General features: G+C 56.9%; 17 protein-coding genes and 1 pseudogene. 14 read left to right on the forward strand and 4 right to left on the reverse strand.

The window, feature by feature from the left end:
- The 5 genes from ACR0JW_RS09105 to ACR0JW_RS09125 form a co-directional block, all read left to right on the forward strand.
- The coding region (locus ACR0JW_RS09105; protein ID WP_480713831.1) for a hypothetical protein at positions 1 to 183 on the forward strand (183 nt) is incomplete at its 5' end.
- A gap of 356 nt (positions 184 to 539) precedes the next feature.
- Positions 540 to 1286 carry a 5-oxoprolinase subunit B family protein gene (locus tag ACR0JW_RS09110; protein WP_480713832.1) on the forward strand — a complete coding sequence of 249 codons (747 nt, stop codon included), beginning with the start codon at positions 540 to 542 and terminating at the stop codon, positions 1284 to 1286.
- Positions 1286 to 2284: a 5-oxoprolinase subunit C family protein gene (locus ACR0JW_RS09115; protein ID WP_170679747.1), complete on the forward strand. Its 999-nt coding sequence runs from the start codon at positions 1286 to 1288 to the stop codon at positions 2282 to 2284. Before ACR0JW_RS09110 ends, ACR0JW_RS09115 begins: the two co-directional genes overlap by 1 nt.
- Before the next feature lie 12 nt (positions 2285 to 2296).
- Positions 2297 to 3058, forward strand: a complete 762-nt coding sequence (locus ACR0JW_RS09120; protein ID WP_170679745.1) for a 5-oxoprolinase subunit PxpA — start codon at positions 2297 to 2299, stop codon at positions 3056 to 3058.
- A 173-nt stretch (positions 3059 to 3231) separates the two neighbouring features.
- A complete protein-coding gene (locus ACR0JW_RS09125; RefSeq protein ID WP_170679743.1) occupies positions 3232 to 4479 on the forward strand; it encodes a hypothetical protein in 1248 nt (415 codons plus the stop codon).
- Positions 4480 to 4538: 59 nt separating this feature from the next.
- On the opposite strand, the gene ACR0JW_RS09130 is transcribed toward ACR0JW_RS09125, so the two are convergent.
- Positions 4539 to 5939 carry a D-alanyl-D-alanine carboxypeptidase family protein gene (locus ACR0JW_RS09130; protein ID WP_170679741.1) on the reverse strand — a complete coding sequence of 467 codons (1401 nt, stop codon included), beginning with the start codon at positions 5937 to 5939 and terminating at the stop codon, positions 4539 to 4541.
- 278 nt (positions 5940 to 6217) lie between these two features.
- Complete coding sequence (locus ACR0JW_RS09135; RefSeq protein WP_170679739.1) at positions 6218 to 6919, reverse strand: HAD family hydrolase; 702 nt, start codon at positions 6917 to 6919, stop codon at positions 6218 to 6220.
- A gap of 91 nt (positions 6920 to 7010) precedes the next feature.
- Here ACR0JW_RS09135 and clpS point away from each other — a divergent pair, with 91 nt between their 5' ends.
- Genes clpS through hemF form a run of 4 tightly spaced genes read left to right on the forward strand, consistent with a single transcriptional unit; the run spans position 7011 to position 10099 of the window.
- Positions 7011 to 7352: an ATP-dependent Clp protease adapter ClpS gene (gene clpS, locus ACR0JW_RS09140; protein ID WP_170614437.1), complete on the forward strand. Its 342-nt coding sequence runs from the start codon at positions 7011 to 7013 to the stop codon at positions 7350 to 7352.
- A 53-nt stretch (positions 7353 to 7405) separates the two neighbouring features.
- Entirely contained in the window at positions 7406 to 8371 is a 966-nt protein-coding gene (locus tag ACR0JW_RS09145) for a class I SAM-dependent methyltransferase (protein WP_170679737.1), read from the forward strand.
- Between the two features lie 37 nt (positions 8372 to 8408).
- Positions 8409 to 9209: an SDR family oxidoreductase gene (locus ACR0JW_RS09150; protein ID WP_170679735.1), complete on the forward strand. Its 801-nt coding sequence runs from the start codon at positions 8409 to 8411 to the stop codon at positions 9207 to 9209.
- A 5-nt stretch (positions 9210 to 9214) separates the two neighbouring features.
- A complete protein-coding gene (gene hemF, locus ACR0JW_RS09155; RefSeq protein WP_170679733.1) occupies positions 9215 to 10099 on the forward strand; it encodes an oxygen-dependent coproporphyrinogen oxidase in 885 nt (294 codons plus the stop codon).
- Positions 10100 to 10109: 10 nt separating this feature from the next.
- Here the strand turns inward: hemF and ACR0JW_RS09160 are convergent, their stop codons facing one another.
- Entirely contained in the window at positions 10110 to 10517 is a 408-nt protein-coding gene (locus ACR0JW_RS09160; RefSeq protein WP_170679731.1) for a hypothetical protein, read from the reverse strand.
- Positions 10518 to 10756: 239 nt separating this feature from the next.
- Between ACR0JW_RS09160 and ACR0JW_RS09165 the strand changes: the two genes are divergently transcribed.
- From ACR0JW_RS09165 to ACR0JW_RS09175, 3 genes and pseudogenes are all read left to right on the forward strand, one after another.
- The gene (locus tag ACR0JW_RS09165) at positions 10757 to 12331 is read left to right on the forward strand and encodes a lysine--tRNA ligase (protein WP_170679730.1); all 1575 of its coding nucleotides are present in this window, start codon (positions 10757 to 10759) and stop codon (positions 12329 to 12331) included.
- Positions 12332 to 12379: 48 nt separating this feature from the next.
- A complete protein-coding gene (locus tag ACR0JW_RS09170; protein ID WP_170679728.1) occupies positions 12380 to 12781 on the forward strand; it encodes a DUF4864 domain-containing protein in 402 nt (133 codons plus the stop codon).
- A gap of 137 nt (positions 12782 to 12918) precedes the next feature.
- A pseudogene (locus tag ACR0JW_RS09175) lies at positions 12919 to 15207 on the forward strand (glycosyl hydrolase family 28-related protein).
- Between the two features lie 43 nt (positions 15208 to 15250).
- Here ACR0JW_RS09175 and ACR0JW_RS09180 read toward each other — a convergent pair.
- Positions 15251 to 15934, reverse strand: coding sequence for a hypothetical protein (locus ACR0JW_RS09180; protein WP_480713833.1), 684 nt, complete (start codon positions 15932 to 15934; stop codon positions 15251 to 15253).
- Positions 15935 to 16054: 120 nt separating this feature from the next.
- Between ACR0JW_RS09180 and ACR0JW_RS09185 the strand changes: the two genes are divergently transcribed.
- Both ACR0JW_RS09185 and ACR0JW_RS09190 read left to right on the forward strand, forming a co-directional pair.
- Positions 16055 to 16375 carry an antibiotic biosynthesis monooxygenase family protein gene (locus tag ACR0JW_RS09185; protein ID WP_170614428.1) on the forward strand — a complete coding sequence of 107 codons (321 nt, stop codon included), beginning with the start codon at positions 16055 to 16057 and terminating at the stop codon, positions 16373 to 16375.
- A 70-nt stretch (positions 16376 to 16445) separates the two neighbouring features.
- Entirely contained in the window at positions 16446 to 16853 is a 408-nt protein-coding gene (locus ACR0JW_RS09190) for a universal stress protein (RefSeq protein ID WP_170614427.1), read from the forward strand.
- Positions 16854 to 16891 lie beyond the last annotated feature (38 nt).

Here is a 16891-nt window from a genome sequence, read left to right on the forward strand (position 1 = left end):
AGATGCCCCCAGTCTATCCTGAGCGTCTCAACCGTCTTTCCAGTCCGTCAGGCCGTCTCTCCGACCCGTCAGCACCGCCTCAGCAGCGCCGATGAAGGGGGTTCTAAGCATAACACTTATCAGCCGCAAGCGAAAAAACACGTTCTGCGGAAATTTTTTGCGAAGAGCAATTTTCTGAAATAATATCAATATTATAAGATGCCATACTGCCCTAGAATCCATACCCTCATCACGGTTAGCAGGCGGAACCCTTTCTTGGAATCGTACGGGGACCAGCACCAGCACACAATATATAGAGGCTACGTGGATACGCTACACAAGAAGCCACGACTCGGATTGGGCGAGTCGCCGGGCAATCCGGGTCTGAATCGCCAAGCTTGGCGATACGATTCACACAACAAGGCACATTGGCGATCGATTTTCCCAACCCGTTTGCTAGCAGGCGGTAACCGGAGATACATCCAGCCAAACACTTGCGCCCGTACGTCAGATGCGGTCAGGTTCCCGGGCGACTGAAACTGTACCGGCTATGGCAAAACATGAATACCGTTGATCCTTTCCCAATGGTTCGAACCGTCGGCCTTGACGGCATCCTGGTGACCTACGCCGATACCATGACAGAACGGTCAAATCGTGCAGCGCTGGCGTTTCGGACAGAAGTTGAAAACCGGAACTGGGAAGGTGTGTGCGAAACATCGACCTCTCTTGCATCGGTCTACATTCGGTTTGATCCGTTACGCCTGCACTATCGTGAGTTGGAGGGTCGCGTCCAAGCGCTTCTGAAACAGCGCGATTGGTACAACGCTGCTTTGCCTTCGGGCCGCAAACTGTGGCGTGTGCCAACAGTATATGGCACGGAACTCGCGCCCCAACTGGAGGATGCCGCCAAGGCGGCCGGGCTGACACCGCGTGAAGCGATTCATCGGCTTGGCCAGTCCCGGGTTCGTGTGCTGACAATCGGCTTTGCACCGGGGCAGCCATATCTCGGGCCATTGGGCCCGGAGTTCAATATTCCCAGACTGAAGGAGCTGAATCCGATGGTGCCAGAAGGAGCTTTGGTTCTGGCAATCTCGCAGTTCGTGCTGTTCTCCGGCCCAACGCCGACCGGATGGCGGCATGTGGGGCAGACTGCCTTTCGCTGTTTCCGGCCCGAGAGCGATCCATGCTTTGCATTGAATCCTGGGGACGAAATGCAATTCGAACCCGTCTCGCGTGAGGAATTGGAACATATTCAGGCAACAAACAGTGACGGCACAGGTGACGCGACCTGTCAGGAGATTGTCTGATGAGTCTGATCGTCCATCGCATTGGCCCGTCTTGCACGCTCCAGGATCAGGGACGCTCTGGCTATCTGGATCAAGGTCTTTCAAGGTCAGGAGCCGCCGATAATCTTGCATTGCACGAAGGCGCGGCCCTGTTGGGGCAAAGCCCGGAATGTGCAGCTTTGGAATTGGCGGGGACCGGGGGGGAGTTCGAAGCCACCCGGACCATTCGCATCGCTTTGACCGGTGCACCGATGCAGGCCAGCATTGATGGCAGCGCCGTCGCGTGGCACGCCTCGCACAGTTTGGAGACCGGGCAGCGGTTGGTGATCGGGGCGGCGCTTCAAGGCAACTATGGCTACCTGCATCTGGGCGGTGGCGTTGATGCCGAGGTTTTTCTTGGGTCCCGCTCGACCCACCTGACCGCCAGGATCGGGCAACCATTGCAGCCTGGCGATGTTTTGGTTGCCGGATCTGACAACGGCAATACTGGGATGAAACTGTGCCCCGATGATCGGTTTTCGGGTGGCATACTGCGCGTTGTCAGAAGTTTTCAGACCCCTCTCTTTGACAATGCAATCCTTGATCGCTTTGCCGCCACCGAGTTCCGGCGGGGCGCGCGGGCCAATCGGATGGGCATGCAACTGGAGAGTGATGGCGAAGGCTTTGCCGCCAAAGGTCAGCTCAATATTCTGTCCGAGGTTATCACGCCCGGCGACATCCAGATGACCGGCACTGGAAGCCCCTTCATTCTGCTGCCCGAGTGCCAGACCACCGGAGGTTACCCGCGTATCGCTACCGTTCTACCATGCGATTTGCCGCGCGCTGCGCAGACCCCGGCGGGTGGAAAGATTCGGTTTTCGTTTGTCACCATGGACGAGGCCCTGAACCTGCATGCCGCTTACCAATCTGACCTTGCGCGCCTGCCGGGCCGTGTCGAGGCGCTTGTGCGCGACCCGCATGACATCGCCGACCTGTTGTCCTACCAATTGATCGGCGGAGTAGTCTCCGCCACCGACTAAGGAGATATGCCGATGCCCCGCGTCGATCTGAATGCCGATATGGGTGAAAGTTTTGGACCCTGGAAAATGGGGGACGACGAGAACCTGCTAAAGATCATCACCTCGGCCAATATTGCCTGCGGCTTTCACGCGGGCGATCCGGATGTGATGGCGAAAACAATGGCCACTGCCGCTGAAAATGACGTCGGCATCGGCGCGCATCCCGGCTTCCCTGACCTTCAGGGCTTCGGACGGCGCAACATGAAAGTGCCGCATGCCAGCCTGCGCAATCTGGTGCGGTATCAATTGGGCGCCGCCATTGGGGTGGCGAAAGCGGTGGGGACCCAAGTACGGCACCTGAAGCTGCACGGCGCGTTGGCCAACATGTGCTCGGTCGATGTAGACATGGCGCGGGCTTGCTATCAGGGTGCCTTGGACGTGGACCCGGACATCATCATAATGGTTCTGGCAGTAACCCGGCAGGAAGAAGCCGTGCGCGAACTGGGCTGCAACTGGGTGGGCGAGATCTTCGCCGATCGCGCTTACAACGATGATGGCACTCTGGTCGACCGCAGCCTGCCCGGTGCCGTCATTCACGACGCCGACATCGCCGGGCCACGCATTCTGAACATGGTCCGGGAGGGCGCAATCATCACCGAAAGCGGCAAGCGGCTGGAAACTTCGATCGACACGATCTGTTTGCATGGCGACGGACCAACCGCCGTTCAGATCGCCCGCTCGGTACGCCAGAACCTGATTGACGGCGGGGTCGAGGTCACAAAATTCACCAGATAGACAGGTCTTCGCAACCATCTGCCCCCAATATCTTACTGTTGCCCGATTGCCGGTCAGCCCCTAGCATGTGCGCAAGTGCATGTTCTGAATACTGTAATTGAAACAACGTAATTCGCGGATGGTTGGTCCGGTCAATCCGGTCGCAACCCATTTTCGCACAAGGAGGCACACAAATGTCTTTCGACCTGATGTCGTATCAGCCCAGAGGCGACAAGAAGAATTCCGAATTTTTCGCTGAGTATCTGCCAATGATTTATGAGCGGCGGACCAGTTCCGGAATTGCTGATCAGGTCGGACCAATGCGGGCGATTGTCATTCAGGTCGAACCGAATGCGTTGTTCGACACGATGGTCGAGCTTTACGTGATGACGCCGTATCGCCACTCGGCAAGCTATCTTGGGGCGACGCACAAGTTCGCGGTAATGCACTCTCATCCCGAATATCCGGCGCTGATCATCATGGCCCCGCTGAGCGACACGTTCGAGGATTTCATACCCCGCATCAACCGCATGTACCCTCTGGCGCGCAAAACACCGCAAACCCGGTACGTGGGTGAGGTATTCGCGGCCTCGCACCTGAATGGTCTGAGCAAAACGCTGGAAGAACAGAACATCCGATTTGAATATAGCGGTGATACCGAGAACCCGTTTTACACGCTGGACGGATTTCGCTTTACCACCCCGTCGGATTTCACCTGCAACCGGGTCGGCTATTCCTCACATGATTTCAATGATCCCGACAGCCTTGGCCTGGGCGACCGCGTCTTGTTGAGCGACGCCGAGAAGCAGCTTCTGCATGAGGCGGCGGCCTTTGCGGAAGACACCAAGATCGGTCCCCTGATGCTGGGGTTCGACCATCTGGCCACCCGTGTTCTGGCCGGTGAGCGGGAAGATGCGATCCTCGAGTTTCTGACCATGGTTCCCTACTATTTCTGGGGGGCGTACAACATCTTTGACATGAATTCGTCCACGAACGTGAACCGGAACGCCAATGTCGATGACGACAAGAAATCGCCGGCCAAGGTGTTCACGGCCAACAACACACCGTCATTCGTGAATTCATTTGCCAAGCTGCCGATGCCGACCGAGGATTTTGTCCGCAACTTCGGACGCCGCCTGCATCACATGGCCGTCGAAATATTGGATGGCGATCACGGCGCGGGTGAAAAGAACGTCGATTTCGTGGTGAACACCCTCAAGGACAAGGGCGTACCGTTTCTGGCCCATGTGGTGGGCGAATGCAAAGACGACCCAAACCTTAAACAGATCTTCTCTAAACACTCGAAGAACACTTTGCTGATCACCGAGTATATCGAACGCTGCCACAAGTATGACGGGTTCTTCACCAAGGATAACGTCGCTGCCCTGACAGCCGCCGCCGGTCAGGATGAACAATACGAACACGGCCACGTATTCGACTGAAAAAAGGCTGCGAGGGGAACTCGCAGCCCAGACCCATCCAGGAGAGAATATGCCGGACCTTATGATGGCCCGATCATGAAACATGTGACATTGCGCGCCTGCAGGCGGCGGCAGGCCAGATCGGCCTGTTCGCGGGTCATGCCCTGAAAGGTGGCGTCAAACCCGCGCGAGCTTTGGTTCACCTTGCGCAACGTGCCTTCCAGCGTGGTCATCTCCGACAGCGCCGTTTTCAGCAGAATCTTCTCAGCTTCATACCGGGTTGTGTAGCGTCCCACGTTCACGCCCCAAAGATGCCCACCTGAAGTAGACAGGCGGGTAACGACCTCCTGCTCGGGTTCTGGCTCTTTTGCAGGTTCGGCCGACGCCAAAACCAGATTGTCCGGGCGAAGCGCCGGACGCGTGTCCGAATTTTCGACAGGAGGTGCGGTCGGCGCGATATCTGCCGCCGCAATCGCTGCCGCTATCCCGTCCTGAATACGCTCTCCGTTCTCGGCTGCTGTCTCGGCGACGGTTCCCGCGACCTGCACCGCACCACCAGCGGTTGGGCGAAGGACCGGTCGCAGGCTTTTTTCCGGCGCGCCTACAAGGCTGGCGACCAGCGTAGCACTGCCCAGCCCGGCGTTTCCTGCATAGGCAGGACGTGCGGGTTTGCGAATTGGCGCGCGCGACGGAGCCCGGCGGAAACCCATGTCCAGCAGTTCGGCCACCTTTGCGTTGCGCGACGCGCCCGACTTGCCACCAAAGACAGTTGCAATGATCCGTTCATCCTTGCGCTTAGCCGATGCAACGAGGTTGAAGCCCGCAGCCCGTGTGTATCCGGTTTTGATCCCATCCGCGCCTTTGTAGGCAGCCAGCAACCGGCGGTTGGTGTTGGGCACGGTCTTAATGCCCGCATGCGTCGACTGGCGCGAAAACAGGTTATAGTACTGCGGATAATCATAAAGCAGATGGCGCCCTAGCGTTGTCATGTCGCGCGCTGTCGACAAATGACCCGACTCGGTCAAGCCATGCGCGTTCTTGAAGGTCGTGCGGCTCATCCCCATCGCCTTGGCGGTCCGCGTCATGCGGCGGGCAAAGGCTGCCTCGGACCCGCTGAGAGTAATCCCGATGGCCGTGGCCGCATCATTGGCCGATTTTACTGCGGCTGCGCGGATCAGATAGCGAAACGCGATGGTTTGTCCGGTCCGCAGGCCCAGTTTTGAAGGCGGCTCGGAAGCAGCCTTGCTGGTGATCCGAACCGGTGTATCGAGCGTGATTTCACCGTTACGAACCGCCTCGAACGCAATGTACAGCGTCATCATCTTGGTCAGAGAGGCCGGGTGAAGTCGCGTATCGGCATTGCGCGAATGAAGAACCTCGCCGGTGCGCGCATCAATCACCATCGCCGCGTAGGGTGCTGCAATGGCCTGCAATGGCACAAAAACAAGTAACCACAACAGTGCTGTAAGGAATAAGCCCATTCGGGCTGGAACTGTCCGCCGAATCTGCACGATCTTTGCCTCTGTCTGCCTCGCACCGCCGGGTTTTCCCGGTCGGCTTCATTTATTTTGTTGGCAACAAGGCTAGCACAGGGCTGTCGCTAAATAAACCGAAAGCTGGGCAATTCGCCCATTCGTGACGCCTAACAAAACCCCAATATGTAGCGGCGCGGCCAAATCTGCCCACTAGATGCATGCCCCATGCACGGGTAAAGTCACTGTGGATCAAGAATTTATGAAACTGAGGCCTATTGGCAACATCAGGTCAGACCCATGACGAGATCGACCAGATCGCCCAGATCCGCAAGCTCGTGGAATCGCGGATTGTCGCTGGGGGTTTCGGCCTGCTCGACCTCCCAAACCAGCCCGTGCGGTACATGAACGCCCCATGCGCCGGCCCGAATTGGCGCAACGACATCCGACCGCATCGAGTTGCCGACCATCATCGAAGCCAGCGGACCATCGCCATGCTGTTCGAAAATCCCGCGATAAACCTCCGGTGTCTTTTCCGAGACAATTTCCACGTGATCAAACAGATCGCCCAATCCCGACTGTGCCAGTTTCCTTTCCTGATCGATCAGATCTCCCTTGGTGATCAGAACCACACGGTGGGTTTCACATACACCTTCGATAGCGGCCTGCGCATGCGGCAAAAGCTCGATTGGGTGGGCCAGCATCTCCTGCCCCGCATTGACAAGCTGCCGAATGACGGATGCGGGCACCCGATCCTCGGTCACTTCGATTGCTGTTTCGATCATGGAAAGGGTAAAGCCCTTGATACCGTACCCGTAATGCCGGATATTCCGCTTTTCTGCAGCCAACAGGCGATCCATCAAGTGATCTCGGTCCGCGTGGTCGGCCAGCAGATCCGCGAAATGGGCTTGGGTGAGCTGAAAGAATCGCTCGTTGTGCCACAATGTGTCGTCTGCATCGAAGCCGATGGTGGTCAGTTTTTCATGCATTCCGATACGTCCGCTTGCTCTTTCCTCTGACGCCAACGACGTTATATAAGCGCTCAGATAAACCGAAGCCTGAATCGAATTGTTACACGCGATGCTGCATTACCAATGGATGATGTCTGACCAATCGGACGACGATGCGAACTCGTCGGTCCTTGTGCAGACACGCCCCAAGACCAAGCGTCCGCCATTGTACAAGGTTCTGCTGCTGAACGACGACTACACGCCGATGGAATTTGTGGTGCATGTACTGGAGCGATTCTTCGGGATGACCCATGCACAGGCGTTCGAGATCATGCTGACGGTTCATAAGAAGGGTGTTGCCGTTGTGGGTGTCTTCAGCCACGAGATCGCCGAAACCAAAGTGGGACAGGTAATGGATTTCGCCCGCAGGCACCAACACCCCCTGCAATGCACCATGGAAAGAGAAGAGTAAGCAAAAGCGGCCGGGCCTGATGCTCCGAGCCGGACCTCTTGCCGGAATCACACATGACGTCACGTATTGATCTTGCTCTGGAAAGCGGTCTGGTGCTGTCGCAGCCGCTGACCGTGATCGGCCCTTCGCCGGATTGCAATCTTTCCGCTCTGCCACGCGGAACTCAGGTGGTTCAGCCCTTCAAACCCTTCCACGACCATTTCGCGACGTTGGGTTTCGATGTCACGCCGGCATCTGAGGAACCGTGCGAGGACGCAATTGTCTTTTTGCCACGCGCCAAAGCGCTTGCCCGGTCCATGATTCATCAGGCGTGTCACCGTGCCAGCCGTAGGATCGTCGTCGACGGCAGCAAAACGAATGGCGTTGACAGCATTCTCAAAGACGTTCGCAAACGGGTGCCTGTCGAGGGACCGATTGCAAAGGCGCATGGCAAGATTTTCTGGTTCCAGTCCGACAAATCGGCCTTTCCCGACTGGGCCGCGCCGGAGGTTCAACACGCTGACGGCTATCTAACAGCCCCCGGTGTCTTTTCGGCTGACGGTATCGATCCGGCATCGGCATTGCTGGCGCAGGTACTGCCTGAAAATCCGGGGCCTCGGGTTGCCGATCTCGGCGCGGGCTGGGGATTTCTTTCGGCCAAACTGCTGGAACGAGCCCAAGTTCGCACGCTGCATCTTGTCGAGGCCGATCATACAGCGTTGTCCTGCGCGCGCTCTAACGTGACTTCGCCAGTTGCGTGTTTTCATTGGGCTGATGCCGTGACGTGGACCGCGCCCGAGCCCTTGGACACAGTGGTAATGAACCCACCGTTTCACACCGGAAGAAGCGCTGAACCTGCGCTGGGCCAGGACTTTATCAAGGCGGCAACACGCAACCTGACCCGCAATGGCGACGTGTGGATCGTCGCAAACCGGCATCTGCCCTATGAGGCCACATTGTCAGACTGTTTCAGACAAGTTGAAGAGGTCGCCGGTGACAACCGTTTCAAGGTGTTCCACGCCTCTCGCCCTCGCCGGTGATCCCGGTTAACCTGCGCCAAACCTCCGGAGGAAGCTCATGTCGTTTTCCATATCAGGCAAATCCGCAATCGTAACAGGCGGTGCCAGCGGTGTAGGTCTGGCAATCGGCCGTCACTTTGCGGATGCGGGCGCAAACGTCATGTTCGCGGATATGGACGAAAAACGATTGATCGAGGAGTTGGGGGAACAGGCAGATGACAGCAACATTCGGTATTTCGCAGGCGATCTGCGCGAGAAGCTGACCATTGCCAATTTGCTTTCCGCAACCATCGATGCCTTCGATCAGGTGGATATTCTGGTCAACGGATCAAGGCAGGTCCGGCAGACGGACCCGCTGGATGCGGAAGACGACTCGGTCCGTGATTTGCTAAACCAGAACCTGATGCCTGCCTTGCGGCTCAGTCAGCTGGTTGCCAAACGCATGACGAAACAGGCCGAAGATCAGGATGATGGCCCGGCGGGTTCGATCATCAACCTGTCTTCGATTGCCGCGCGACGCACGCACCCCGATTTGCTGGCTTATTCTGTCTCGACCGCTGCACTGGATCAGATGACGCGTTCTCTGGCAGTTGCACTGGCGCCGAACCGTATCCGCGTCAATTCCATCGCATTGGGTTCGGTCATGAGCGCGTCACTGCAATCAACCCTGAAAGAAAACCGCGATTTTCGAAAAGACATTGAAAAACATACGCCTTTGGCCCGGATTGCTGCTCCGAACGAACTGGCGGAAACCGCGCAGTTTCTGGCCTCTGATGCGGCCGGCTTCATTACCGGTCAGATCATGACAATCGACGGAGGCCGAACCCTGCTGGATCCGGTCGCCGCTCCAGCGCACTGAGACAAATGTTCGAAAACGAAAAATCCACCGCTGCCGCATGGTTCCGCCAATTGCGTGACGAAATCGTTGCAGCGTTCGAAGCACTCGAGGACACGCATGAAACCGGGCCGTTTTCGGACGCCGCGGCCGGACGTTTTGAAGTCAAACAGACCACGCGGCAATCAGAGGATGGATCGGACGCAGGTGGCGGGTTGATGTCGGTCCTGCGCGGTGGGCGCGTTTTTGAAAAAGTCGGTGTCAACGTCTCGACCGTGTACGGCTCATTGGGCGAGCGTGCGCAGCAGGCCATGGCAGCCCGCAAGGGTATTCCCGGCATGACCGAAGACCCCAGGTTCTGGGCCTCGGGCATCAGCCTTGTCGCGCACATGCAAAACCCGCACGTACCGGCGGTGCACATGAACACGCGGATGTTCTGGACACCTCATGCCTGGTGGTTCGGGGGCGGTTCAGACCTGAATCCCTGCATTGAATATGACGAGGACACTGCGCATTTCCACGCCACCCAAAAAGCCCATCTGGACCCGCACGGGCCAGGACATTACCCACGTCTGAAGGATTGGGCTGACGAGTATTTCTATATCCCCCACCGGAAGCGGGCACGCGGGGTTGGCGGCATATTCATGGATGATTACTGCACCGGCGACTGGCAGGCTGATTTTGCCCTGACCCAGGACATCGGCCGCGCATTCCTGCCTGCGTTCCTGCCATTGGTGGAAAGGCGTCGGGTCCAGGGTTTTGATGACACCCACAAGAACGCTCAGCTTGTGCATCGCGGGCTTTATGCGGAATACAATCTGGTCTACGACCGGGGCACCAAATTCGGACTGGAAACCGGGCACGATCCGGACGCCGTTCTGATGAGCCTGCCGCCTTTGGCCAAATGGGTCTGATCAATCTCGTTCAGAACCCGAAATCCATGAAATTGTCATAGCAATAGTCCTGTGCTGAGGCCGCCGTCATGTTCGCGCCTACCCGTTTGACGGTGACGGAATAGCCCGGGCTGGTATCGGCACCCTCGGGCGGAGTCAGCGAGAACTGTACAGTCCTTGCTTTGGGCACATAGGCGCCGGCAATATATATGCGTTGGTTGGATTTGGTTCTCAGCGTCCGGATTGCATAATCCCCTATGCCGCACCAGTACGCCACCGGGGCAGAAGTGCCGATCGCGGCAACCTCGTAGACACCGTTTGGCAGCGGCGTCACCGTGGTCCGAAACGCGGGCCGCACGGCAATGCCAAAACCGACCGCCTGTGCTATCCCCGGTATGACGATCAACATCGCCAGAGCCGCAGTCTTTGCAATCCGCATCTTGATCGCCTCCGTGTAACCCAAGTTATCCGATATAAAATAATAATTGTGCTGCGCGTCGAGTAAAGCCGTGGTCGCCTGCCCTTTTTCAGTGTTTTACCCCTGTGCATTTGGCAGACGGCTCGAATTTGCCGGGAAAACGAACGCCCTTTATTGACTCATGCTGCACCGGCACAATAGGAGAGGCCGGGTTGGTCGCATCGGGCGACCTGCGCATTTCCCTATGGAGTTCAAAGCAAATGTCTGACCTGCGTGAAACCGCGATGTCGTCCAAGGCCTGGCCCTTTGAAGAGGCGCGCCGGTTGCTCAAACGCTATCAGAAAGGGGCTCCGGATAAGGGGTATGTGCTGTTCGAGACCGGCTATGGCCCGTCCGGTCTGCCGCATATCGGAACCTTCGGCGAGGTCGCGCGGACCACGATGGTCAAGCGCGCATTCGAAGCGTTGTCGGATATTCCGACCAAGCTGATCTGCTTCTCGGACGATCTGGACGGAATGCGCAAGGTGCCGACCAATGTGCCGAACCCCGAGATTCTGGAGCAGCATCTGCAGCGCCCGCTGACCTCGGTGCCTGATCCGTTTGGTGAATATGACAGCTTCGGCGAGCATAACAATGCGATGCTGCGGCGGTTTCTGGACACGTTTGGTTTCGAGTACGAGTTCTACTCGGCCAAGGAATTTTATGAGTCCGGGCAGTTTGACGAAGTGCTCAAGCGTGCGGTCGAGCGTTATGACGAGATCATGGCGATCATGCTCAAAAGCCTCCGGGAAGAGCGCCAGCAGACCTATTCGATCTTCCTGCCCCTGCACCCCGAAAGCGGGCGGGTGATGTATGTGCCGATGAAAAAGGTCTGCGCCGAGACCTATACTGTGACCTTTGACGATGAGACTGGTAAGGAATGGACGGTTCCTGTCACCGGTGGCCACGTCAAACTGCAGTGGAAGCCGGATTTCGGTGCGCGCTGGGCGGCGCTGGGTGTGGATTTCGAGATGTATGGCAAGGAACATGCCACCAACGAGAAAATCTACGACGCGATCTGTCGAGCCCTGGGTGGTCGCGCGCCCGAGCATTTTTCTTACGAGCTGTTTCTGGATGAGAACGGGCAGAAGATCTCAAAATCCTCCGGCAATGGCGTGTCGATTGATGAATGGCTGACCTACGCACCGACCGAGTCGCTGGCATATTTCATGTATCAGAAGCCCAAGACGGCGAAACGGATGCATTTCGACGTGATCCCAAAGGCCTATGATGAGTATCATCAACAGCTGCGCGCTTATCCGGGGCAGGATCTGAAGGCGCAATTGAACAACCCCGTTTGGCATATCCATGGTGGGGATGTCCCTGAGTCCACGCTGATGGTTCCGTTCGCGATGCTGCTGAATCTGGCATCGGTATCTGGTGCCGAAGACAAAGAAGCGCTGTGGGGCTTTATCCGTCGCTACGCGCCGGAGGCCACGGCCGAGACGCATCCCGACTTGGATCAGGCGGCAGGCTTTGCGGTGCGTTACTTCAATGATTTCGTCAAGCCGACCCGCAAACATCGCGCACCGACGGATCAGGAACGCGAGGCGCTGGAAGCGCTGAAAGCCGCGCTGGAGGTTTATGACGGCCCGATTGAAGATGAGGCGCTGCAGTCAGTGGTTTATTCCATCGGACGCGAGCGGTTTGATCCGATGCGCGGCTGGTTCACCGCATTGTACGAAGTGTTGCTTGGCGCCTCTCAGGGGCCGCGTTTCGGCGGCTTCATTGCGCTCTATGGCGTGCCTGAAACCATCGCGCTGATCGAAAAAGCGCTGGCCGGAGAACTGGCCTGATTTGACCTGATCCCGCATGGGGCTACCCTTCCGTCAGGAGGTGACCCCATGCGTCGTTCATTACTTGCCTTATCGTTATCTGTCGCAGTGGCTACGGGCGTTTTTGCCCAGAACTCCGAAATCGAGGCAAATATAGCGGCGCAGATTCAGGCGTTCAAAGTCGATGATTTTGATACCGCCTTTACTTTCGCCAGCCCGAATATCCAGCGTCTGTTCCGAAACCCCGATAATTTCGGGGCAATGGTTCGCAATGGATATCCGATGGTCTGGCGCCCGTCGGACCTGCGGTTTCTGGAACTGCGCGAAATTGCCGGGGCGTTGTGGCAGAAAGTTCTGATCGTGGATGGTCGCGGCCAAACCCATATCCTGGACTATCAGATGGTTCAGCAGGAAGACGGCTGGAAAATCAACGCGGTTCAGTTGCTGGGGAAAGCAGACCCCGCAGCCTGACGCAACACGACCGTCACGGTGACATGAGACCCGGTTAATCCCCATTCGTTATCCAGACTTTCGCGCCCGGAATTCACCCGGGCAATGGTCTGGTGCGCGCTGCAATCTGATCGGCAGCGCTTGGGAAAGGGATTCGAATGAACAAGGCAATCACCGACGGCATCGTGTTTATGCCGCCTCAGTTCGCAGATGGTTTGGGCGTCTGGTCAAGTGGCGATGGCACCCCGGGGTCTCCGACATATGCCGGGTCGGGTACGGGCGCATTTGTGCCCTCGGATCCGAACTTTGCCGGATGTCTTGAAATCCTCAAAGTGAGCACGACCCAACACTTGCGCTATATGGGGCAAACGCCATTGCTGCCCGGCTGTTACCTGCAAATCAAGGCACGGGTCAAAGCCATCAGTGGTCCCTTGCCCACCGTCAGGATCGCAGGGTGGGCCGGTGGTGCCGGCGACGTGCACGTGACCGGTGTCGTCGAACAGGGGCCTGCCACGCAATTGTCGGGGTACGGCACAGTTCATGAGATTACCGCCATAGTCGGAACTGGTCAGCGGGCTGGCGTCGACATGGCGTGGGGCGCACAGGCAATGTATGGACATTTCGGTCTGGATATCGACGGGCCAAATGGGGCCGTGGTGCGCATTGACGATCTTCAGATCACCGACATCACGAGTGTTTTTCTGCGCGATATGATCAGCATCGTGGATGTCACGGATTTCGGCGCAGTCGGCGATGGGATTGTGGACGATTCCCTTGCGTTCGAAGCAGCCGATCAGGCGGCGGGGGGCCGTCGTGTGTTTGTGCCGCAGGGTACTTATTTGCTGGCAGAAAACACAACCATCGTGTCAGAAGTTGACTTTGAGGGCACCGTTACAATGCCCGACGACAAGATGCTGTTGCTGACCCAAGGTTTTGACCTGCCGACTTATATATCGGCCTTTGGCGATGAAGAGCTTGCTTTCAAAAAAGCGTTTCAGGCTTTGCTGAACAATTCAGATCATGATTCGCTGGATATGGGCGGGCGCAAGATTTCGGTCAGCCAGCCCATCGACATGGCCGCTGCCGTTCCCAATAAGCAAAGTGGTTTTTCAACCCGGCGCGTGATCCGCAATGGTCAGTTTGACGTCAAAAGCAGCTCGGCCTGGGACACCGAGATCTTCACCTCGGTCGCAACCTAAAACCCTGCGGACCAAACCCGGCTGACAAATGTCGCCAACGTTGCGAATATTCCGGTTGGTGCCCTGGTTCAGGGCAATGGTGTCGGGCGTGAGATTTACGTCCGCTCGAAGAACGAGGGTGCCGGTGAAATCACGCTGAACGCGCCGATTTACAATGCTGCTGGCACACAGACATTCACCTTCACCAGCTTCAAGTATCTGCTTGATTTCAGCGGCTTTGACACGCTGCGGAAATTCGGCCTGGAAGAGATCGAATTTCAGTGCAACAGCAGATGTAGCGCCATTCGCCTAGCTCCATCCGGCAGCACGTTTGCGGTCAGCAATTGCTTTATCAGCCGTCCCATGGATCGGGGGATCACATCCATCGGAACCGGTTGTCAGGGCATGCTGATCGACAATTGCCAGTTCCTGTCCGCCGAGGAGTCCCTGAACGTTACCGATCGCCGTTCGATCGCCCTCAATGCAACAGCGAATGATGTCAAACTGCGGCACAATCGGGCGGTCCGGTTCCTGCATTTTGCGCTGCTGGGCGGCACCAACAACTTGATTCTTGGCAATCATTTCTTTCAGGGCGACAGTATTCCGCAGGGGTTGCGAACAGCCGGGTTGATCCTGACCCGCACTTACAACAGTTCGACCATTGCAGAGAACTACATCGACAATTTCTACTTCGAATGGACGAATGAACGGGATGCCGCTCCGACCTATACGTCCGGCTATTCCTTCAGCGCGCTGAGTATCACAGACAATATCTTTTATTGTAGCGAGGCCGCCCCTTGGTTCAGCTTTATTGTTATTCGACCACATGGCCCCGGCCATTTCTTGAATGGCTTTATTGCCACCGGCAACAAATTTCGGTCTTCGAGCGGTCGTATAAACCGTGTGGATCTGGTTGACACGACATTCGCAGGTCTGAACAATGACGCGCATGTCAACGTGGTCTTTGCAAGCAACACGTTTAACGGGGTCGACTACAAGGCGCAGAATCCTCTTCGCGTTAAGCACAAGCAAAACAGCGCGTCGGCGTTCTGGGGCGTATTGTCCGAAGGTCGACTGCCATTTCTGACAAAAGCGCGCGGTTGCGATGCAGTCACAACGATTGGTCCGCTATACACGGTGTTCGGCACAGTGAGCTTTGCCAACCCTTTTGTTGAGCTCGAGCAGGGGTTCGGTGCCCGGGATGTAGTCCTGCGCTGGCCCCACGAACTGAATGGAGAAGTCACTGCCATACTGAGAATGGACAGCTGACGCACCATTGGGCCGTACAGTCGGACGGCCAACTCCCGCCGCGTCAGAAATCGCGCCACAAGGCAAATTTGATCCCGACGTTGCTTTGGAAGGCATTCCGCTCGGCACCAACAACCCAAGTTGTGTTCCCGCCCTTTCGGCGGATCATCACTGACGGCCGTGCGCTCCAATAAACCGGACGGCCGGCGGTATATGTGCTTTCAAGCTGCAGCAGTGGATTGATCCATCGCTGAGACGACAGCCCCGCCGTCAGATCAAGTTTGCGAAACAGCGCATCGTGCGTGCGGTATTCCAAAGCTGCGTCTATCGCGATCCAGCCATTCCCCCAGCCGCTTTCAAACCCATTTCCGTAAGACATAGTCGCCTTGTACAAGGCCCACGCGCTTTTTTGCCGGTGATGTGCGCCGACACCAAATTCGGCGGCAAACCGACCTTTGCGCCCAAGATCCGCAACCGGAGTACGGGCGAAAATCAAAGCGTGGCCATAAAGGTGTTGGTGCTCTTCGGCGTCTAGCCCAATCGTCAGTCCGGGCCGTAACCCCCATTCTGCATAAAGTGACGATTTGTATTCGTAGCTGCCGTCCTCGGACCTGAATCCCGTGATTGCAGCCGCGACAAAGCCGGCATTCTGTTCCCTCAGCCAGGCCCCGGCAAAAACCGGACCGGCCAATGTCATCAGAAAAAGGAAAAGCAACATGCGGATCATGACCTCACCTTCCCCGAGCATGGTTAACGGATCGTTAGTTTTTCGTTTGTTTTCTGGAAACTAATTCCCGAAGACACCAAACGAAACACGAGACGTTTCCCGTTCCTGTGTTAGGCTGAGAAAAGCCAAAGGAGATTCCAGATGCTACAGATTTCAAAATCCGCAAGCGTTCAGACTGTCATCACCACATTCGAAATGACGCCGGGGACCTGTCAGGACCTGCTTGAGGCGCTGACGGATGCCTATGCGGAATTCATCTCAAAACAACCGGGTTTCGTATCCGCCGGTCTGCACGTCAACGATGCCCAAACCAGGATCGCAAACTACTCGCAATGGGAACGCCGCGAAGACTTCCTTGCCATGCTCCGCACCCCCGAGATGCGCGACCGGAACCGCAAGATCAATGAGCTGTGCAAAAGTTTCGAACCGGTCATGTATGATGTCGCGGAAACATTCGGCTGATCCTGACCTGAATCAAAGACCACAACTGAACTTGGGTTCAGTCTGAAAACCTGAAACGGAGGCTCGTGTCATGTATCACAACATTCTTGTACCCATTTCGTTCGATGTCGAACGTGACACGTCCGGACCACTGAAACTGGCGCAAATTCTGGCGACCCCCGAGGCAAAGGTCACGCTGCTGCATGTCGTTGAACATATTCCAAGCTACGCGATCTCGTACATGCCGACGGAATATCTGACCGAAGCCCGAAGGGCCATTCAGGCCGAGTTGGACAAACTGGCAGCAAATATTCCCAACGCGCGGGGCGTTGTGGTCGAAGGGCATTCCGGCCGGACCATCCTGGATTGGGCGCAGGAGCATAAACCTGACCTGATCATCATCGCTTCCCACCGACCGGGCATGCAGGATCTGTTGCTTGGATCAACCGCCAACCATGTGGTGCGCCATGCGGCCTGCGCGGTTCACGTAGTACGCTGATATTCAGTCCTTCAGCATTCGCCATTCCGGGGCCAAAG

Source organism: Ruegeria sp. BG6 (assembly GCF_056538465.1).